The sequence below is a fragment of the Nonomuraea sp. NPDC049646 genome, from assembly GCF_044465525.1.
Classification (GTDB): domain Bacteria; phylum Actinomycetota; class Actinomycetes; order Streptosporangiales; family Streptosporangiaceae; genus Nonomuraea.
The window spans coordinates 65,145-84,352 of the sequence record NZ_JBITLU010000013.1 but is presented as its reverse complement, the minus strand read 5'-3'; the positions used below and the strand labels follow the sequence as shown (position 1 = coordinate 84,352).

The window sequence follows — 19,208 nt, the reverse complement described above, 5'->3', positions numbered from 1 at the left end:
TCGTCACATCGGGGCGCTGGCACGGGCACCTTCCAGAATGCCGCCCGCGCCCGCGCCGGCCGAACAGCGCACATCGCGAGATGGCCGCCGCGGGCGCGGGTGCCACGCTGAGGATGCACCGTGCTGCCTGCCCTGGGAGATGTCCGATGCCCGATGCCGCGCCGAAGACCCGCCCGCTCACGGGCGGCGAGTACGTCGAGAGCCTGCGTGACGATCGTGAGATCTACCTCTACGGTGACCGCGTCAAGGACGTCACCGAGCATCCGGCGTTCCACAACCCGGTGCGGATGACCGCCAGGCTCTACGACGCCCTCCACGCCGACGGCACCCGTGAGCTGCTGACCTGCCCCACCGACAGCGGCGGCGAGGGCTACACGCACCGCTTCTTCACCACCCCGCGCACGGTCGAGGACCTGGTCGCCGACCAGCGGGCCATCGCGACGTGGGCCAGGATGAGCTACGGCTGGATGGGCCGCAGCCCCGACTACAAGGCCTCCTTCCTCGGCACGCTCGGCGCCAACGCCGGCTTCTACGCGCCCTTCGACGGCAACGCCCGCCGCTGGTACCGCGAGTCGCAGGAGAAGGTGCTGTTCTGGAACCACGCGATCGTGCACCCGCCGGTCGACCGCAACCGGCCGCCGGACGAGGTCAACGACGTCTACGTGCACGTCGAGCGGGAGACCGACGCGGGGCTCGTGGTGAGCGGCGCGAAGGTGGTGGCGACCGGCTCGGCGCTGACGCACTACAACTTCATCGCCCACTACGGCCTGCCGGTCAAGAAGCGCGAGTTCGCGCTGGTGGCCACCGTGCCGATGGACGCGCAGGGCCTGAAGCTGATCTGCCGCCCGTCCTACGGCATGAACGCGGCGCTGACCGGCGGCCCGTTCGACTACCCGCTCTCCTCCCGGCTGGACGAGAACGACAGCATCCTCGTCCTGGACAAGGTGCTCATCCCCTGGGAAAACGTGTTCATCTACGGCGACCTGGGCAAGGCGCAGCTGTTCACCGGCCAGTCGGGCTTCACCGAGCGGTTCACCTTCCACGGCTGCACCCGGCTGGCGGTCAAGCTGGAGTTCATCGCCGGGCTGCTGGTCAGGGCGCTGGAGATCACCGGCACCAAGGACTTCCGCGGCGTGCAGACCCGGATCGGCGAGGTGCTGGCCTGGCGCAACCTGTTCTGGGCGCTGTCGGACGCCGCCGCCCGCAACCCGGTCGAGTGGCGCAACGGCGCCCTGCTGCCCAACCCGCAGTACGGCCTGGCCTATCGCTGGTTCATGCAGATCGGCTATCCGCGGATCAAGGAGATCGTGCTGCAGGACGTGGCCAGCGGGCTCATCTACGTCAACTCCGGCGCGGCCGACTTCAAGAACCCGGACATCCGCCCGTACCTGGACAAATACCTGCGCGGCTCGGACGGCACCGACGCCGAGGGCCGCGTCAAGGTGATGAAGCTGCTGTGGGACGCGATCGGCTCGGAGTTCGGCGGCCGCCACGAGCTCTACGAGCGCAACTACGGCGGCAACCACGAGAACACCCGGGTCGAGCTGCTGTTCTCGCAGATGGCCGGCGGCCAGCTCGACGAGTACGCGGCCTTCGTCGACCGCTGCCTCGGCGAGTACGACCTGGACGGCTGGACGGTGCCCGACCTGTCCTCCTTCGAGGAGCTGCGGCGCACCGGCACCGGCTGACCTGCCCGACCCACCCCTGACCGAAGAAGGGCGGACCACCCATGCGTCCATTCCGCATCGACATCCCCGAGGCCGACCTGGCCGACCTGCACCGCCGGATCGACGCCACCCGCTGGCCGGACGAGCTGCCCGGCACCGGCTGGGAGCGCGGCGTGCCGCTGGGCTACCTCAAGGAGCTGGCCGACCACTGGCGGCACGGCTTCGACTGGCGGGCGGCCGAGGCCGAGCTGAACCGGCACCCGCAGTTCGTGACCGAGATCGACGGCGCCGACGTGCACTTCCTGCACGTGCGCTCGCCGGAGCCGCAGGCCGTGCCGCTGCTGCTGACGCACGGCTGGCCGGGCTCGGTCGCCGAGTTCCTGGACGTGATCGGGCCGCTCACCGACCCGCGCGCGCACGGCGGCGACCCGGCCGACGCCTTCCACCTGGTCATCCCGTCGATCCCGGGGTTCGGGTTCTCGGGGCACACCAGGGAGGCGGGCTGGCATCCGTACCGGGTGGCGCTGGCGTGGGCCGAGCTGATGCGCCGGCTGGGCTACGACCGCTACCTGGCGCAGGGCGGCGACGCGGGCGCGGTGATCTCGCTGGAGCTGGCCAGGCTGGCCCCCGAGCACGTGATCGGCGCGCACGTCAACATGCTGATGGCCTTCCCCTCGGGCGACCCGGCCGAGCTGGCCGGCCTGACGCCCGCCGAGCAGGGGCGGCTGGCCGGGCTGGCCCGGTTCGACGAGGAGCTGTCGGGCTACATGAAGCTGCAGTCCACCCGTCCGCAGACGCTGGCGTACGCGCTCACCGACTCGCCCGTGGGGCAGCTCGCCTGGATCGTGGAGAAGTTCCACGACTGGACGGACTCCGACAAGTCGCCCGAGGACGCCGTGGACCGGGACCGGATGCTGGCCAACGTGTCGATCTACTGGCTGACCGCGACGGCCGGGTCGTCGGCGCGCTTCTACTACGAGGGCGCGGCGGGGCTGAAGATGGCCGCCGAGGGGCACCGGCCGCCGCCCATCACCGTGCCCGTGGGCGTGGCGGTCTTCCCCAGGGACATCTTCGTGCCGGTGCGCCGGCTGGCCGACCGGGACATCCCGACGATCAGCCACTGGACCGAGTTCGAGCGGGGCGGCCACTTCGCCGCCATGGAGCAGCCGGAGCTGCTGGTGGGCGACGTCCGCGCGTTCGCCCGCCCGCTGAGGTAGCCGTACGGACGGAAAGGACGCCGGCGGGATCCGCCGGCGTCCTTTCGTCGTTCGGACGGGGTCAGGACTTGAGCAGCGGCACCTGCGGACGCTGCTCGGAGGCGGCGGCCGTCGCCGGGCCGCCGCCGCTCTGGCACAGGACCCGCAGCATGAGCGCGGGCCGCATGAGCGCCTGCGGCGGGTCCACCAGCCCGGCCACCCGCATGAACGCGGCCGTGACCGCGCCGTCGCGGGCCGCCGCGGCGTGCAGGCGCGCCATGTAGGCGTTGCCGATCCGCACCTTGGCGGTACGCCGCCCCTCCACCCCGGGGAAGGCGAGGTCGGCGCCGGCGGAGATGTCCCACGGGACGTCGATGACCCGCGAGATGTCCCTGAAGAAGGCCCGCCACGGCGGCACCGCGCCCGCCTGGAGGTGCTCGCGCAGGATCATCGCCTCCATGGCGGCGACGGTCATGCCCTGGCCGTAGACGGGGTTGAAGCTGCACACGCCGTCGCCCAGCACCAGCAGGCCGTCGGGGAAGGCGGGCAGGCGCTCGTAGCGGCGCCGCACGCTGGCCGGGAAGGTGAAGGTGACGCCCTCGTCGAGCGGTTCGGCGTCGCGGACGGCGTCGTAGACGTCGGGCACGGGCAGGGACTTGGCGAAGGCGAGGAAGCCCTCCAGGTCGGCCGGCGGGTGGTCGCCCAGGATACCGGTGAGGGAGAGCATGCTCATGTCGCCGGGCAGCTTGGGGAAGAACGCGCCGCGCGGGTTCGCGGGCGAGGCGACCGGGTTGATGGACAGGTCCTCGCCGTACGGGTCGCGGCGCAGGCGGAAGTGGCGGGTGGTGTAGGCGAGGCCGATCTTCACGCGGTCCTCGTCGGGCCGGGGGAAGCCGAGCTCCTGGAGCCAGGCGGGGGTGCGCGAGCCGCGGCCCGTCGCGTCCACCAGCAGGTCGCAGGCCAGGTGCTCCTCGACGCCGTCCGTCCCGCGCACGCGGACGCCGGTGACCCGGTCGCGGGCCGGCGTCGCGGTCGGCCCGAGGATGTCGGTGCGCTCCAGGAAGCGCACGTTGGGCAGGGCCGAGACGCGGTTCCTGACCTGCTCCTCCAGGACGGGCCTGGTGGCCGAGACGCTGATCAGGCCGGTGGGGGCCGGGCGCAGCCGGCGGCCGTTGAAGTACCAGCGCAGGCTGGTGGCCAGGTCTCCGGCGGGCACCCCGTCGTCGATCATCTGCTGGGTGAGGCCGGGGAACAGCTCGTCCAGGATCTGCTGGCCGCGGGCCAGCAGGGCGTGGGCGTGGCAGCCGTGCGGCACGCCCCGGCGCGGGCCCGCCGCGCCGGTCAGCGTGTCCCGGTCCACCAGCAGGACCTCGGCGCAGTGCTCGGCGAGCACGCGCGCGGCCAGCAGCCCCGCCATGCCTCCGCCGAGCACCACCGCGCGCTGTGCGACGTGAGCGGCCATCTCAGTCACGCGGGCTGTTCTGGTAGGCGGTCAGCTTCCACTGCCCGTCACGGCGGACGGCCAGCCAGGAGGCGCGGACCGCGCGCTCGGGGGCGACCTCGCTCTCGCCGGCCGCCAGCACGCCGCCCTCGGTGGTCAGCAGGCAGACGTCCTCGGCCAGGAAACGCAGGTCGATGGGCTGCCCGGTGACCTGGGTGCCCTGGTACGGCCCGGCGAAGGCGTGGGCCATGAAGGCGCGGATCTCGGCCTGGCCCTTGCGGTACACGCCGGGCAGGATCATGGAGCCGTCCTCGGTGAAGACGGCGGCGAACGCCTCGGCGTCGTGGGCGGCCCACGCGGCGATGATCTGCTGCGGCAGGGCGGCGACGGCGAGGGTCTGGTCGGGGGCGGACACGGTGGTCATGGCGATCTCCTTCAGATGTAGAGGGTGTCGGGTTCGAGGCCGCACAGAATCCGCCCGTACAGCTCGGCGTTGGTGTTGGGGTGCATGAGGGCGTGCTGGTTGACGGCGTGCACGTCGCGGGCGATGCGCTGGATGGGCACGTCGCTGTAGATGGAGGAGCCACCGCTGGCGGTGGCCAGGATGTCGACGGCCTCCTTGGCCAGGCGGCAGACGGCGCCCATGTCGGCGCGGGCGCGCACGCGCTCCTCGATCGTCCACTGGGCGGAGCCGGCGTCCTTGGCGTCCACGGTGTCGGACAGGCGGTGGGCGTGGAACTCGGCCTGGTCGATCTTGAAGGTGGCCTCGGCGACCTGGAGGTGGGTCAGCGGGGCGGCGCTCTGGCTGGCGTACCCGGTGTAGGTGATCTTGCGGTCGGGCAGCCGCTCGAAGAAGACCTCGCGGGCGGCCTTGGCCAGGCCGAGCACGGTCCCGACCGAGGAGGCGGCGGCCACCGGCAGCAGCGGCGAGCGGTAGATCGGGGAGCCGGCGTTGGCGCCGTCGGCGTGCTGTCCCTGGAGGATCGCGCCCAGCGGCATGACCCGGGCGGCCGGGACGAACAGGTCCTGGGCCACGGTGCTGACGCTGCCGGTGCCGCGCAGGCCGGAGGTGTGCCAGTCGTCGATGACGGTCAGGTCGCTCATCGGCACCAGCGCCATGACCGGCTCGGGCTCGCTGTCCGGGCCGACGACGACGGCCACGATCTCCTGCCAGTGGCTGTGGTGGGCGCCGCTGACGAAGCCCCACTTGCCGTTGACCACGATGCCGCCCTCGGCGCGCACGGCCATCGCGGTGGGGCTGAGCGTGCCGCAGATGCGCACGTCGGGGGTGGCGAACACCTCGTCCTGGACGGCCTCGGGGAAGTGGGCGGCCATCCAGGTCGGGATCCAGTAGACCGAGGCCGTCCACGCCGCGGCGCCGTCGGCGCGGCCCAGCTCGGCTGCGACCTCGACGAGGGTGCGCGTGTCCGCCTCGAAACCGCCGTAGCGGCGCGGCGTCCGCAGCCTGAAGACGCCGGCCTCGGCCAGCGCCTCGATCGTCTCCTCGTGCAGCCTGCGGTTCTCCTCCGCCCAGGCCGCGTTCCTGCGCAGGACAGGGCCTGCCTCCGTCGCGCGGCGGACGAGGTCTTCCCGCGCCGGAGCACCTGTCATCAACACCATGTCCTCCCGGGACGTCAGTCGGGACACTGCTTCCTGAACGTCCCATTCGCCGGTTGACGGGCGCATCTTCCGGCGTGCGGGATTGCCGGGCACGCACGGAGATGCGAAGGTCACCGGCGCCGGGCGAGCCTTGGGGGAAAACCCGAGACGAAGGGTTCGCGCAGCATGACAGCCGTCACCCACGCCCCCATGGCTCCGCCCGAGCCCGGGCTCACCCCCGACGAGATCGTCGCCAGGGCCGAGGCCATGGTGCCCGCCCTGGTCGAGCGCCAGGCCGAGACGGAGCGGCGCACCTACTACGCCCCCGACACCCACGAGGCGTTCGCCAGGGCGGGCTTCTACCGCATCCTGGTCCCCCGCCGCTTCGGCGGCTACGAGTTCGGCGTGGAGACCTTCATGCGGGTGTCGATGACGCTCGCGCGGGGTTGCCCGTCCACCGGCTGGATGTACTCCTTCGGCTCGGCGCACACGCTGGCGGTGGCCACGCTGTTCGGCGAGCGGGCCCAGAGCGAGCTGTTCGCCTGCGGGGACTTCGTCTGCCCGGCCACGGTCGCGCCCGGCGGCTCGGCCCGTCCGGACGGCGAGGGCGGGTGGCTCCTCGACGGCACCTGGAGCTACTGCTCGGGAGCCCCGTACGCCACCCACTTCATGGGCCACGTCGTCGTGGACGGGCAGCCGATGCTGTTCGTCGCGCCGCGCGACCAGTGGCGGCGGCTGGACGACTGGGGCGGCCAGCTCGGCCTGAAGGGCAGCGGCTCGCACAGCATCGCCATGGCGGGCGGCCGCGTCCCCGGCCACCTCACGCTGCCGATCCACCTCAGCCAGGCCGTCGTCACCGGCGGCACCCCGGGCCGGGACCTGCACGGCAACCCCGAGTACGGCGGCGGGCCGCTCAGCGTCATGCTGCTCGGCAGCGCGGCCGTCGTGCTCGGCATGGCCCAGGGCGCCCTGGACGCCTACGAGGAGCTGATGCGGACCAGGACGACCATCTTCCCGCCGTTCACCACCCGCGCCGAGGACCCCGACTACCAGTTCTGGTACGGCGAGGCCGCCGGCATGCTCGCCGCCGCCGAGGCGGCCATGACGAACGCCGTCCAGCAGTGGAGCCGGACCTGCGCGGCGGGCCCGGAGGCGTTCACCAGGGAGCGGGACGTGCGCCTGGCCACCGTCAGCCGCGAGGTCGCCCGGCTGGCCTGGCGGGCCGTGGAGGGCTGCCTGTTCCCGACTGCCGGTTCCAGCGCGGTCAGGGACGGTCAGCGCATGGAGCGGATCTGGCGGGACATGTCCACCACGCACAGCCACGCCGGGTTCGCGATCTACCTGGCGGCCCTGGCCAACCGGGAGCTGTCCCGCGCCCGGTTCGGCCTGGACTGAGCCCTCGGACGACCAAGGCGGGCCCGGTTCCCCGGGCCCGCCTTCCCGTGCGCTCAGGCTCGTACGGCTGCGCTCAGTCCACCAGGACGGGCTCCTGGTCCGGCTGGTGGTGGCCGTCGTGCACGCCGGCGAAGGGCGCCACTCCGCGCAGGCGGACCAGCGCGAGCACGGCCAGCACGGCGCACAGGGCCGCGCTGGCCCACGCGACCGCGTGCAGCCCGGCGGTGAACGCCTCGCGGGCCGCGCCGAGCAGCGCCGCGCCCTGGTCGGCGGGCAGTTGCCCGGCCACGGTGACCGCGCCGGTGATGCCGTCCTGGGCGAGCGCCGGGGTGCCGGCGGGCGGGCTGAAGGTGCCCCGGTAGACCGCGGTGCCGAGGCTGCCCAGGGTGGCGACGCCGAGCGCGACGCCGAACTCGCCGCCGGTGGCCACCAGCGAGGCGGCCGAACCGGCCTGCTCCGGCGGGCTGGTGCTCATCGCCACCTGGTTGATCATGCCGCCGACCGGCCCGACGCCGAAGTAGCACACGCCCAGGAAGACGATCAGCGCGGTCACCGCGCCCACGACGACCTGGGTGAGCAGGAGCTGCCCGACGACCGCGATCACCATGCCGCCGCCCAGCAGGTACGCCGGCCGCACCCGGCTGGCCAGCCGCGGGGTGAGGTTGATCGAGACGATGAGCGCGACGGCCGGGCCCAGCAGCCACAGCCCCGCCTCCAGCGGCGACATGCCCTCGACCGTCTGGAGGAACAGCGCGACCTCCATCCCGGTCCCGGTCTGCAGCGCCCCGCACAGCAGCCCGATCAGCACCGCGGCGGTGAACGCGCGGTGGCGGAACAGCCGCACGTCCAGCAGCGGGTGGGCCAGCGCGCGCTGCCGGTGCACGAACACCGCCCCCACCAGCAGCCCGGCGGCGACCGCGACGGCCGGACCGGCGCCCCATCCGTCGCGGGCGACCGCCTTGAGGCCGTAGATCAGCGGCAGGATCGCCGCCAGCGACAGCACGACGCTGACCAGGTCGATCCGGCCGCCGGCCGGATCGCGGAACTCCGGCAGCAGCGGGGCCGCGGCCAGCAGCAGGAGCATGACCGGCACGCCCATGAGGAAGACCGACCCCCACCAGAAGCGCTCCAGCAGCGCGCCGCCGACCACCGGGCCGAGCGCGATGCCCAGCATGAAGGCCGTGCCCCAGGCGGCCATGGCCAGGCCGAACTGCCGGGGGTCGCGGAACATGACGCCGATCAGCGACAGCGTCGAGGGCAGCAGCGTGGCCCCGGCGACGCCGAGCAGCGCGCGGGCCACGATCAGCATCTCGGGGCTGGTGGAGAAGGCGGCCAGCAGCGACAGCAGGCCGAAGGCCGCGCCCCCCGCCAGCAGCAGCCGCCGGCGGCCGATCCGGTCGCCGAGCGAGCCCATGGTGACCAGGAACCCCGCGGTCATGAAGCCGTAGATGTCGGTGATCCACAGTTGCTGGGTGGCGTCCGCGCCCAGGTCTGCGCTGAGGTGCGGCAGGGCCAGGAACAGCACGCTGATGTCCAGGGCCACGAGCATCGTGGGCAGGAACAGCGCCACCAGCCCGAGCCACTCTTTCCGCCCCGCGCGCGGGGCGCCGTCGTCGGTCACGTCCTCACTCCTTGTTCCCTGGGTTCATGTGGTCAGCTCGATCCGCGTGTGGTCGCCGACCACGAGACGGTGGTCGCTGCGGCCGGGAGCGACGGTGGTGTAGCGCCCGATGAGCGAGCCGCGCAGGCCGCTGGCGGCCACGATGGAGGCGCCGTCGAGCACGATGGAGTCGGACAGGCGGGTGGAGCGCACCACGCAGTCGCGTCCGATGGAGGTGCCGGGCCCGATGTGGCTGTCCACGATCAGGGTGTCCGGGCCGATGATCGCCGGTCCCTCGACGACGGAGGCCACCACCCGCGCGCCGGGGCCGAGCACGACGTCGCCGCGTACCAGGCTGGCGGCGTCCACGTGGCCGGCGATGTCGCGGGAGAGCCGGGCCAGCAGCCGCCGGTTGCACTCCAGGACGTCCTCGACGCGGCCGGCGTCGCTCCAGTAGCCGCGGTAGAGGCTGGCCCTGACCTCCTGGCCGGAGGTCAGCAGCCACTGGACGGCGTCGGTGATCTCCAGCTCGCCCCGGCGTCCGGGGACGATGCGGTCCACCGCCTCGTGGACGGCCGGGGTGAAGAAGTAGACGCCGGTCATGACCAGGTCGCTGCGCGGCCGTTCCGGCTTCTCCACCACCCGCAGCACCGCGCCGGTCTCGTCGGTCTCGACGACGCCGAACGGCCGGGGGTCGGCCACCCGGTGCACCACGATCTGGGCGGCCGGGCGCAAGGCGTGGAACTCCTCGGCGATCGGGCCGATGCCGTCGGCCAGGACGCAGTCGCCGAGGTACATGACGAAGTCGTCGCCGCCGAGGAAGGGTCGCGCCAGCTTGACGCAGTGGGCCAGCCCCAGCGGGCGGAGCTGGCGGATGTAGGTGACGCGCGTCCCGAACCGCGAGCCGTCGCCGACGACCTCGGCGATCTGCGCCTCCCTGTCGCCGACCACGAGGCCGATCTCGGTCACGCCGAGCCCGCGCAGGCTCTCCAGCACGTGCTCCAGGACCGGTTTGTTGGCGATCGGGATGAGCTGCTTCGGCATGGAGTGGCTCAAGGGACGCATGCGGGTGCCGGACCCGCCGGACAGCACCAGAGCCTTCATGCTCGCCAGAATCCCAACGGCGGGCCCCCGCGGGCATCTCTGACAGTGCGGGATGCCGGCGGAGAAAGGCCGGCTACCCGATGCCCTCCACCAGCCCGGCGCCCGAGGACAGGCCGTCGCGCAGCCGCTGACCGGCCCGTTCGTCGACCGTGTCGGCCAGTTCGTGCACCCGCGACAGCGCCCGTTCGGCCGCGCTGGCGTCGCCGAGGGCGACCAGCACCTCGCTCAGCATCGTGAGCGTCTGCGCCTCGAACAGCGGCGCGCGCATCTGGCGGAACAGCGTGACCGCCTTGCGCAGGCGGCCGATCGCGTCGCCGGGCTCGTTCGCGGTGACGGCCAGCTCGCCCAGCCCGGCCAGGGCGTGCGCCTCGGCCAGGCGGTGGCGGGCGGTCTCGGCCACGGCCAGCGCCCGGCGCAGCAGGTCGTTCGCCTCGCGCAGGCGTCCCCTGCGCAGGTGGGCGATGCCGAGGCCGTGCAGGGCGAAGGACTCGCCGACGGTGTCGCCGATCTCCTCCACCAGCGTGAGCGCCTCCTCGAACGCGCCGGCCGCCAGCGCGAACTCCTCGGCCTGCAGGTGCACCCGGCCCATCCGGTGCAGGATCTGCGAGATGATGCGCCGGCTGCCGCCGCTCTTGCCGCGGACCAGCGCCTCGGCCAGCATGATCTTGGCATCGTCGATGTCGCCGCACTCCGACCTGATGGCGGCCAGGTTGTCCAGCGTGTGCGCGGCCGAGATCTGGTCGCCGATGTCGGTGAAGATGGCCAGCGCCTGTTCCAGGTGCGTCGCGGCGGCGTCCAGCTGGCCGTTCATGCGTTCCAGGAACGCCAGGTTCCGCCGGGACCGGGCGATCTGCACGACGTTGCCGGTCTTCTCGAACAGCGTCAGGGCCGCCTCGAAGTCGCGTCTGGCCTCGCCGAAGTGCTGTTCGGTCTGGGCCAGCGTGCCGCGCACGCACAGCATCTCGGCCTGGCCGCGCTCGTCCCCCGCCCGGCGGGCCGCCTCCAGGGCGATCTCCTGGATCTCGCGCCAGTCGTCGAGGTAGACGTGCAGCTCGAAGAAGGGCTCGGCGTTCATGGCGGTGCGCCAGCACAGCTCCACGAACCCGGCCTGGGCGGCCTGGCGGATGCCGGCCAGCAGCACGTGGCGCTCGCGTTCGAACCAGCCGATCGGGTCGGCGACCAGCCGCTCCACCAGCTCGGCCGGGAGCGGCGAGTCGGGGCCTGGCCGCAGGTGGGGGCCGGCGGGCGGGCCGTACTCGCGGGTCCTGGCGGTCTCGGTGAGCCGGTGCAGCGCGTCGAGCACGCGGGCCAGCGCCGCGCTGCGCTCGGCGGGCGGCTCCTCGGCGGCCAGGCGCTCGTGGGCGTAGACGCGGATGAGGTCGTGGAAGCGGTACTGGACGTTGACGTTCCTGCCGACGCCGGCGACCTCGATGAGCTGGGCGTCGACCAGGTCGTCGAAGAGGTCCTGGGCGTCGGCCAGCGGCCGGTCGAGCAGGGCGGCGCCGGTCCAGGCGGAGAAGATGTGCGAGTGCAGGATCGCCAGCCGGCGGAACAGGCAGCGGGCCTGCTCGGCGAGCGCGTCGTAGGTGAGCGACAGGCTGGCCCTGATGCCCATGTCGCCGTGCTTGAGCTCGTCGAGCCGGCGGGCCTCGTCGCCGAGCCGGTCCACGAGCTGCTCCACGGCCCAGTGGGGGCGCGAGGCCAGACGGGCGCCGGCGATGCGCAGCGCGAGGGGCAGGAAGCAGCACAGCTCGGCCAGGGCGGCGGCCGACTCCGGCTCGGCCCGTACGCGCTCGGCCCCGGCGATGCGGGACAGCAGCTCGACGGACTGGGCGGCGTCGAAGAGGTCGACGTCCACGTGGGTGGCGCCGGCCAGCCCGCCGAGCCGGGTCCGGCTGGTGGTGATGACGGCCGAGGTCGGGCTGCCGGGTAACAGCGGCAGCACCTGGCTCTCGGCGGCGGCGTCGTCGAGCACGATGAGCATCCTGCGGTCGGCCAGCAGCATGCGGTACAGCTCGGCCCGCTCGCCGAGGGTGTCGGGCAGCGCCGTACCCTGCACGCCGCAGGCCCGCAGGAACCGGTCGAGCACCTGCATCGGGTGGACCGGGCGGGAGACGCCGCCGTGCAGGTCGGCGAAGAGCTGGCCGTCGGGGAAGTGCGCGGCGACGCTGTGCGCGGCGTGCACGGCGATCGTGGTCTTGCCGATCCCGGCCCGCCCGGCGACCGCGATGACGGGCACGGCGAAGCGGCCGTCCCCGGCCAGGGGGACGGTCACCCGCTGCCTGATGACGTCGAGCTGGGCCTGCCGCCCGATGAAGTCGGCGATGTCGGAGGGGAGCATGCCGGGCACCGCGGGCGGACGGGCGGGCGGCTCGGCCGGGGCCGCCGCGGGGGGTGGCTGCGCCTCCAGGCTCTCGTCGGAGGTGAGGATGGCCGATTCGAGCTGCTGCAGCCGTTCGTTGGGCTCGATGCCCAGCTCCTCGACGATGACCCGCCGGGCGTCGCGGTAGACCTGGAGGGCCTCGGCCTGCCGTCCCGAACGGTAGAGGGCGACCATGAGCTGGGCGGCCAGCCCCTCCCTGAGCGGGTGTTCCTGGACCAGCGCGGCCAGCTCGCCGACGAGCTCGTGGTGGCGGCCGAGGTCCAGTTCGAGCTGCACGCAGTCCTCGTTGGCGGTGACGCGCTGCTCGGCGATCCCGCTGGCCAGCGCCTGCACGGCCCTGCTGTCGATGCCGTCGAAAGCCGGGCCGCGCCACAACGCCAGCGCCTCGCGGTAGTGCTGGATGGCCTCGGGGAAGGAACGTCCGTCGCGAGCCTTGCGGGCCCGGCTCACAAGACTCTCGAAACGGCGTGCGTCGATCGCGTCGGCGGGGGCGCGCAGCATGTAGCCCTGCCGGGTGGTGACGATCATCTCGGGGTGGCCGTGGGCGCTGAACAGGCGCCTGAGCGCGGAGATGCAGATCTGCACCTGTGCGCGCGACGTGGCCGGAGGGTCCTCATCGTAGATCGCCTCGACGAGGCGGTCCAGTGTGACCGAGTGATTGGCGTTCAGGATCAGGACGGCGAGGACGATCTGCTGCCGCGCCCCGCCGAGATCGAGCTGTCTCTCGCTCGCGGTTACCTCGAGCGCACCCAACACGCGAAACTCCACCCGCATCCCCTCAAACAAATCATCGCCCTCGGTCAATGATCTTTCCCGAAGCGACCGGAATCCGGGCGTGATTGCCATGATGAGCGGCGTAACTGGTGCTTACCCCTCAAAAGTTTCTGCCATGGTTGGGTGGATGGTACAACGCCATTGGGTACGTGGCCAGTTTTGGAGCGTTTCAGGGTGATCCGGGTTGCCTGTCACCGTCAGCGCTGAAAGACGCCCTCGATCAGGCCCCACGGCCAGTCCATGGTGCCGTTGACGGTGTCGTGCTGCGCGGCGGACGGAACGGCGTGCGCGGGGGCCGGCGCGGCGGCGATGGCGGCGAAGCCGGCCAGCGCGGCCAGCAGCAGCGCGAGGGTGAGGCGGACGCGGGCGGTGATGGCGGTGGTCGCGGTCATTTCGATCTACCTCCGGGTGATTACCGCGGTCTTCGTCCGCGGCTTCGGAAATGACGCTCACACGGTGCGCAATTCGCCCTTTATCCATCTTCTTTTCACCGGCCATCAGCGCACGTTGGACGCTGTGCACCCCCATCCCCGCACCCGCCGGCGATAGCGGGGATAGCGCGAAATAAGGCGGCCGCCTCTTTTCGCGCTCGGCGGCAATCGGACGGCGATAGCGCGGCGATAGCGGCCGGAGGTCCGGCGGATAGGCGGCGGCGGAAGCCTGGGGCGCGAGCCCGGGCGGCGCGACCTGTCGTCGTCCGGGTGGCCATGTGCGCGGACGGCCCGCGCGGACCACTCGGAGAGGTTCGATGGGAATAGCGGTGCAAGCCCAGGACGCGGTCTACGGCCGGGGGGCGGCCGACCTGCACGTACGCCTGGACCATGACGCCGACGGGCAGTGGGTGCTCGAAGCCGAGACCCGTACGGACCAGGACGGCTCGGTCAGCGAGTGGGCCGACCGCCCGCTCGACCGCGGCCTGTACCGCATCGTGTTCGCCACCGACCCGTACTTCGTCGGGCTCGGGCTGCGGCCGGCGTATCCGGAGATCGTCGTCACCTTCCGCATGGTGGACGAGACCGCCGTGAACCACATCGTCGTGCTGATCTCGCCGCATTTCTCGACCGTCTATTTCGGATCGCTCAGCTGAGGGACAGTGAGGCCGGACATGAAGATCAGCCGCTATCGACCCTTCCCCCGGATGCCGCTCGGCGACCGCGCCTGGCCGGACGCCGAGCTCACCGCGCCGCCGCGCTGGCTGTCCACCGACCTGCGGGACGGCAACCAGGCGCTGCCCAGGCCCATGGACCCCGGCCGCAAGCTGGTGCTGTTCGACCTGCTGGTGGGCATGGGCTACAAGGAGATCGAGGTCGGCTTCCCGGCGGCGAGCCAGGACGACTACGACTTCGTCCGGCTCCTGGTCGAGCGCGACCGCATCCCGGACGACGTGTGCGTGACCGTGCTGACCCAGGCGCGCGACGAGCTGATCGAGCGCACGGTGGAGAGCGTGAGCGGGGCGCCCGGGGCGACGATCCACCTCTACAACGCGACCTCGCCGCTGGCGCGGCGGCTGGTGTTCGGGATGAACCGGGACGAGTGCAAGGACCTGGCGGTCCAGGGAACCCGACTGGTCATGAAATATGCCGATAAATTACTCGAAGAGGGTGATGTTCGGTTTCAGTACTCGCCTGAGCATTTCCACGACACCGAGCCTGACTTCGCGCTGGAGGTCTGCGCGGCCGTCATGGACGTCTGGCAGCCCGGCCCCGACCGGCCGATCATCCTGAACTTCCCCACGACGGTCGAGCGCTCGACGCCCAACGTCTTCGCCGACCAGATCGAGTGGCTGCACCGCAACCTGCCGCACCGCGAGCACGTCTGCCTGTCGGTGCACACGCACAACGACCGCGGCACCGGGGTCGCGGCGGCCGAGCTGGCGATGCTGGCCGGCGCCCAGCGCGTCGAGGGCTGCCTGTTCGGCAACGGCGAGCGGGCGGGCAACGTCTGCCTGGTGACGCTGGGCCTGAACCTGGCCACCCAGGGCGTCGACCCCGGCATCGACTTCTCCGACCTCGACCGGGTGCGGCGCGTCGTCGAGGAGTGCACCGGGCTCGCGGTGCCGCCGCGCCACCCGTACGGGGGCGACCTGGTGTTCACCGCCTTCTCCGGCGGCCACCAGGACGCGATCAAGAAGGCGTTCGACGCCATGGACCGGGAGGCGGCCCGTACCGGGGGCGATCCGGCGGGGCTGCCGTGGGAGGTGCCGTACCTGCCGGTGGACCCGCGGGATCTCGGGCGCACGTACGAGGCGGTGGTCCGGGTCACCAGCCAGTCGGGCAAGGCCGGCCCGGCGTACCTGCTGAACGCCCGGTACGGGATCACGCTGCCGCGCGGGCTGCAGATCGAGCTGGGCCGGGCCGTCCAGGCGATGGCGGAGGCCGGGCAGGGCGAGGTCGAGCCGGAGCGCATCAGGCGGCTGTTCGAGCAGGAGTACCTGCCCCCCGGCGACCCCGGCGGCCTGCCCGGCGATCTCGCCGGGACGGTGGCCACGCTGCACGTCGACGGCGGCGCGTACGGGCAGGCCCGATCGGAGACGGCGGCGGCGCTGCGCGCGGCGCTGGAGGCCGCCGGCGTCCGGGTCCGGGCCGTGCACCACCTCGACGGCGCGGCCGTCGCCGCCGGCGGCGGGGTGACCGTCTACGCCCGGTGCGGCACAGACGGCGGCTCAAACGGCGGCACAGACGGCGGCACGGCGTGGGGCGCCGGGACCGCGCCCGACGCGGTCGCCGCGGCCCTGGCCGCCGTGGGCACGGCCGTGGCCCGCGCCCGCCGCGCGGACCCGCCGCCGGCCTCCGCACCCGCCTCCCCCGCCCCTGAGCTGCCCCTTCCCGAGCCCGGACGCCGGCGCGCGGCCAGGAACCGGCGGCTGATGGCGGGACGATAGAGATCGAATACCACCCCGGCCTAGCGTGAGCGCAACACGACATGTGGGGAGACGGCCATGACTCTCATCGAACGGCAGGAGGAGATGTCCTGCCTGGAGTCGCTCGTCGCCAACGCCATCCTCGGCCGTGGACGGGTCGCGCTGGTCAGCGGGCCCGCCGGGACGGGCAAGAGCGCGCTGCTGCGCGCGTTGTCCGAACAGGCCATAGAGCTGGGCGCGCTCGCGGTGACGGCGACAGGATCGCGCATGGAGCAGGACCTGCAACTGGGCCTGCTCCGCCAGCTCATCCAGGACGCCCCCTTGGTCGAGGAGGAGCGCGAGCGCTCGGAGAAACTGCTGGCGGAGGGCGTGCGGACCGCGACCGCGGCGCACGCCGACGCCGAGCGGCTGCTCGACCCGCAGGTCGTGCACGCCCTCGTCACGGTGCTGCTCGACCTGTCCGAACGCTGCCCGCTGGTGGTCGTCGTGGACGACGTGCACCACGCCGACCGCACCTCCCTGCTCTGCCTGGCCTACCTGGCGCGGCGGGTGCGCAACGCGCGGATCGTGGCGGTGTTCGCGCTCAACGACCGGCAGGGCACGGACGGCCCGCTGGAGACCGACCTGCTGCGGCTGCCGCACTGCCTGCGCCTGCAGCTCGCCCCGCTGTCGCGCAGGGGCGTGGCCGCGCTGGTGGCGGGCCAGGTGGGGCTCAGCGCGACCGAGCGGTTCGCCGACGAGTGGCACACGATCAGCGGCGGCAACCCGCTGCTGGCCGGCGAGCTGGCCGCCGACTACCGCCAGCACCTGCGGGCCGTGGAGGAGCCGCCGCGCGAGCTGGTCGTCGGCGACCGGTTCGTCCGGGCGGTCGAGACGTGCCTGCGGCGCAGCCACCCGCGTACCGTCCGGGTGGCGCAGGGCCTGGCCATCCTCGGCGAGGCCGACGGGCTGGCCGAGATGCTCGAACTGCCCGCGGTGGACGTCGGCAGGGAGCTGCTCACGATCGGCGCGACCGGCCTGCTGCGCGGCGGCGGCTACCGGCACGAGGCGGTGCGCTCGGCGGTGCTGGCCGGCATGGACCTGTCGGAGCGCAAGGAGCTGTACCGCCGCGCCGCCGAGCTGGCCTACACGCGCGGCGTGCGGCCCGGCGTGGTCGCCGACCGCCTGCTCCAGGCCGCCAGGGTCGAGGCGCCGTGGGTGGTGCCGACGCTGGAGGAGGCCGCGCTGGCCGCGCTGCGCAAGGGCGAGGTGGAGTCGGCGGTGGCCTACCTGAAGCTGGCCTGGCGCGAGTGCACCGACGAGCTCCAGCGCTCCAAGCTGATGACCATGCTCGTCCGCGCGGAGTGGCGGATCAACCCGGCCGCCCCCGCCGGGCACCTGGACCAGCTCGCCGAGGCGCTGCAGAAGGGCAGCCTGCACGGCAGCGACGCCGTCGTGCTGGCCCGCGCGCTGCTGTGGCACGGCCGCTTCGAGGACGCCCGCGACGTGCTGGAGCAGCTCAACCAGGAGGCGTCGGCGTCCGACCACGCGACGCTGGCCGAGCTGGTCGTGGCGCAGCTGTGGCTGCGGGTGACCTGCCCGCCGCTGGCCGCGTACGTGGCCAACCCGCCGCGCGAGCACATCCTGGCCGGGATGGTGTCGGTCGCCGTCAACCGGCGGCTGGAGTCCACGCTCGCCCTGGCCGAGGTGCTCACCCACGGCCCGCGCGAGCACAACCTCGACGCCGTCGAGCGCATCCTGGAGGGCGAGCGGCTGGACGAGATGTCCCTGGACGTCGTGGAGAACTCGCTGCTCGCCCTCACCTACGCCGGGCGCTGCGAGCGCGCGGCGCCGCTGTGCGACCTGTTCGGCGACGAGGCGGCGGCCCGGCAGGCGCCCAGCCGCCGGGCCCGGCTGGCCGCCATCCGGGCCGAGATCGCGATCCGCCAGGGCGACATGCCCGCGGCCGAGCGGCACGCCCGCATCGCGCTGGACACGATCCCGATGAGCAGCTGGGGCGTGGCCATCGGCGGCCCGCTGGCCAGCCTGATCATCGCGCTGACCGCGATGGGCCGGCACGAGGCCGTGCGCGACCCGCTGGACCGGCCGGTCGCCGAGGCCATGTTCCAGACCCGTTACGGCCTGCACTACCTGTACGCCCGCGGCCGCTACAACCTGGCCGGCGAGTCGTTCGTGGCCGCCCTGCACGACTTCCTGCGCTGCGGCGAGCTGGTGACGGCCTGGGGCCTGAACAACCCGGCGCTGATCCCCTGGCAGGCCGACGCGGCCGAGGCGTGCCTGCGGATGGGCCAGACCGAGGAGGCCAGGGAGCTGATCAAGGCCCACCTGGACGGCTGCGGCCCCGGCGCCTACCGGGGGCGCGGCATCGGGATGCGGCTCAAGGCGGCCGTCTCCGAGCCGGCCCGCCGTCCGGCGCTGCTGCGCCAGGCGGTGGAGTACCTCCAGCTCGCCGGCGACCGGTACGAGCTGGCCAGGGCGCTGTTCGACCTGGTGGAGGCGTACGAGGCGCTGGGCGAGTTCCGGCGGGCCCGCACGGTGGCCGGACGCGCGCAGGCGGCGGCCCTGGAGTGCGGGGCCGAGCCGATGATCGGCGCGCTCAGCCGGGCGGCGGACGCGGACGGAGCCCCGTCCCCCCTGCCGGGCGACCTGATCGGCGTGCTGAGCGTCGGCGAGCGCCGGGTCGCCGCGCTGGCGGCGGCCGGTTACAGCAACCGCGAGATCGCGGCCAAGCTCTACATCACGATCAGCACCGTCGAGCAGCACCTGACCCGCACCTACCGCAAGCTGAACATCCGCCGCCGGGCCGACCTCCCGCTCGTGGTGGAGTTCGACGACACCGCCCAATCCTGACCGCCCGATCCTGACCCGGGCTGAACCGGTCCGGCGAGCCTTCCGCCGCCGGACCGGGTTCACCCGTGCTCACCTGTGCTCCCGGTGGGCACCGGGCATCCAGGAAGTTGCGGCCGCGCGGGCCCGCGGGCGAGCGTCGAAGGCATGGAACTCACCGTGGTGCGGGGGCAGGCGACCCCCGAGGAACTCGAAGCGGTCGTCGCGGCGGTCTTCCGCCGCCTGGCCGAGGCGGCCGAGCGCGAGGCGTCGGCCTGGTCCGACCCGTCCGTCCTGGTGCCCAGGCCGCTGTCCGGCGGCGACTGGCGGCTGGCGGCCTGGGCGAGCTGACCCGGGTCTTCA

At 73.1% G+C, this 19,208-nt stretch carries 14 protein-coding genes; 7 read left to right on the top strand and 7 right to left on the bottom strand.

Translation table 11 applies throughout. The annotated features are described in order from the left end of the window. Positions 1–146 precede the first annotated feature (146 nt). On the top strand, positions 147–1,688 hold the full coding sequence (locus tag ACIBQ8_RS34030; RefSeq protein WP_397193987.1) for a 4-hydroxyphenylacetate 3-hydroxylase family protein: 1,542 nt from the start codon (positions 147–149) through the stop codon (positions 1,686–1,688). A 41-nt stretch (positions 1,689–1,729) separates the two neighbouring features. After that, on the top strand, positions 1,730–2,884 hold the full coding sequence (locus ACIBQ8_RS34025) for an epoxide hydrolase family protein (RefSeq protein WP_397174646.1): 1,155 nt from the start codon (positions 1,730–1,732) through the stop codon (positions 2,882–2,884). A 61-nt stretch (positions 2,885–2,945) separates the two neighbouring features. Here ACIBQ8_RS34025 and ACIBQ8_RS34020 read toward each other — a convergent pair whose 3' ends face one another. Genes ACIBQ8_RS34020 through ACIBQ8_RS34010 form a run of 3 tightly spaced genes read right to left on the bottom strand, consistent with a single transcriptional unit; the run spans position 2,946 to position 5,915 of the window. After that, entirely contained in the window at positions 2,946–4,325 is a 1,380-nt protein-coding gene (locus ACIBQ8_RS34020; protein WP_397174869.1) for an FAD-dependent oxidoreductase, read from the bottom strand. A gap of 1 nt (position 4,326) precedes the next feature. Further along, complete coding sequence (locus ACIBQ8_RS34015; protein ID WP_397193986.1) at positions 4,327–4,728, bottom strand: SgcJ/EcaC family oxidoreductase; 402 nt, start codon at positions 4,726–4,728, stop codon at positions 4,327–4,329. A gap of 11 nt (positions 4,729–4,739) precedes the next feature. Then, a complete protein-coding gene (locus ACIBQ8_RS34010) occupies positions 4,740–5,915 on the bottom strand; it encodes an acyl-CoA dehydrogenase family protein (RefSeq protein WP_397193985.1) in 1,176 nt (391 codons plus the stop codon). Positions 5,916–6,089: 174 nt separating this feature from the next. On the opposite strand from ACIBQ8_RS34010, the gene ACIBQ8_RS34005 reads away from it, so the two are divergent. Then, the gene (locus ACIBQ8_RS34005) at positions 6,090–7,298 is read left to right on the top strand and encodes an acyl-CoA dehydrogenase family protein (RefSeq protein ID WP_397174641.1); all 1,209 of its coding nucleotides are present in this window, start codon (positions 6,090–6,092) and stop codon (positions 7,296–7,298) included. Positions 7,299–7,371: 73 nt separating this feature from the next. Here ACIBQ8_RS34005 and ACIBQ8_RS34000 read toward each other — a convergent pair whose 3' ends face one another. From ACIBQ8_RS34000 to ACIBQ8_RS33985, 4 genes are all read right to left on the bottom strand, one after another. After that, on the bottom strand, positions 7,372–8,847 hold the full coding sequence (locus tag ACIBQ8_RS34000) for an MFS transporter (protein ID WP_397194102.1): 1,476 nt from the start codon (positions 8,845–8,847) through the stop codon (positions 7,372–7,374). Positions 8,848–8,943: 96 nt separating this feature from the next. Then, on the bottom strand, positions 8,944–10,002 hold the full coding sequence (locus ACIBQ8_RS33995) for a glucose-1-phosphate thymidylyltransferase (protein ID WP_397174639.1): 1,059 nt from the start codon (positions 10,000–10,002) through the stop codon (positions 8,944–8,946). A 73-nt stretch (positions 10,003–10,075) separates the two neighbouring features. Further along, positions 10,076–13,141 (bottom strand): BTAD domain-containing putative transcriptional regulator, encoded by a 3,066-nt coding sequence (locus ACIBQ8_RS33990; RefSeq protein WP_397174637.1) that lies wholly within the window; start codon positions 13,139–13,141, stop codon positions 10,076–10,078. Between the two features lie 215 nt (positions 13,142–13,356). Then, positions 13,357–13,551, bottom strand: a complete 195-nt coding sequence (locus ACIBQ8_RS33985) for a hypothetical protein (protein ID WP_397174636.1) — start codon at positions 13,549–13,551, stop codon at positions 13,357–13,359. 368 nt (positions 13,552–13,919) lie between these two features. Here ACIBQ8_RS33985 and ACIBQ8_RS33980 point away from each other — a divergent pair, with 368 nt between their 5' ends. The 4 genes from ACIBQ8_RS33980 (at position 13,920) to ACIBQ8_RS33965 (ending at position 19,196) form a co-directional block, all read left to right on the top strand. Beyond that, positions 13,920–14,246: a hydroxyisourate hydrolase gene (locus ACIBQ8_RS33980; RefSeq protein ID WP_357982008.1), complete on the top strand. Its 327-nt coding sequence runs from the start codon at positions 13,920–13,922 to the stop codon at positions 14,244–14,246. Positions 14,247–14,264: 18 nt separating this feature from the next. Further along, entirely contained in the window at positions 14,265–16,040 is a 1,776-nt protein-coding gene (locus ACIBQ8_RS33975) for a 2-isopropylmalate synthase (protein WP_397193984.1), read from the top strand. 57 nt (positions 16,041–16,097) lie between these two features. After that, positions 16,098–18,869, top strand: coding sequence for an AAA family ATPase (locus ACIBQ8_RS33970; RefSeq protein WP_397174632.1), 2,772 nt, complete (start codon positions 16,098–16,100; stop codon positions 18,867–18,869). 144 nt (positions 18,870–19,013) lie between these two features. Further along, a complete protein-coding gene (locus ACIBQ8_RS33965; RefSeq protein ID WP_397174630.1) occupies positions 19,014–19,196 on the top strand; it encodes an acyl-CoA carboxylase epsilon subunit in 183 nt (60 codons plus the stop codon). Positions 19,197–19,208 lie beyond the last annotated feature (12 nt).

Excerpts from the sequence above, each read along its gene's own strand:
- ACIBQ8_RS34030 (WP_397193987.1), top strand. The coding sequence starts at position 147 with ATGCCCGATGCCGCGCCGAAGACCCGCCCGCTCACGGGCGGCGAGTAC.
- ACIBQ8_RS34025 (WP_397174646.1), top strand. The coding sequence starts at position 1,730 with ATGCGTCCATTCCGCATCGACATCCCCGAGGCCGACCTGGCCGACCTG.
- ACIBQ8_RS34020 (WP_397174869.1), bottom strand. The coding sequence starts at position 4,325 with ATGGCCGCTCACGTCGCACAGCGCGCGGTGGTGCTCGGCGGAGGCATG.
- ACIBQ8_RS34015 (WP_397193986.1), bottom strand. The coding sequence starts at position 4,728 with ATGACCACCGTGTCCGCCCCCGACCAGACCCTCGCCGTCGCCGCCCTG.
- ACIBQ8_RS34010 (WP_397193985.1), bottom strand. The coding sequence starts at position 5,915 with ATGACAGGTGCTCCGGCGCGGGAAGACCTCGTCCGCCGCGCGACGGAG.
- ACIBQ8_RS34005 (WP_397174641.1), top strand. The coding sequence starts at position 6,090 with ATGACAGCCGTCACCCACGCCCCCATGGCTCCGCCCGAGCCCGGGCTC.
- ACIBQ8_RS34000 (WP_397194102.1), bottom strand. The coding sequence starts at position 8,847 with ATGCTCGTGGCCCTGGACATCAGCGTGCTGTTCCTGGCCCTGCCGCAC.
- ACIBQ8_RS33995 (WP_397174639.1), bottom strand. The coding sequence starts at position 10,002 with ATGAAGGCTCTGGTGCTGTCCGGCGGGTCCGGCACCCGCATGCGTCCC.
- ACIBQ8_RS33985 (WP_397174636.1), bottom strand. The coding sequence starts at position 13,551 with ATGACCGCGACCACCGCCATCACCGCCCGCGTCCGCCTCACCCTCGCG.
- ACIBQ8_RS33975 (WP_397193984.1), top strand. The coding sequence starts at position 14,265 with ATGAAGATCAGCCGCTATCGACCCTTCCCCCGGATGCCGCTCGGCGAC.
- ACIBQ8_RS33970 (WP_397174632.1), top strand. The coding sequence starts at position 16,098 with ATGACTCTCATCGAACGGCAGGAGGAGATGTCCTGCCTGGAGTCGCTC.
- ACIBQ8_RS33965 (WP_397174630.1), top strand. The coding sequence starts at position 19,014 with ATGGAACTCACCGTGGTGCGGGGGCAGGCGACCCCCGAGGAACTCGAA.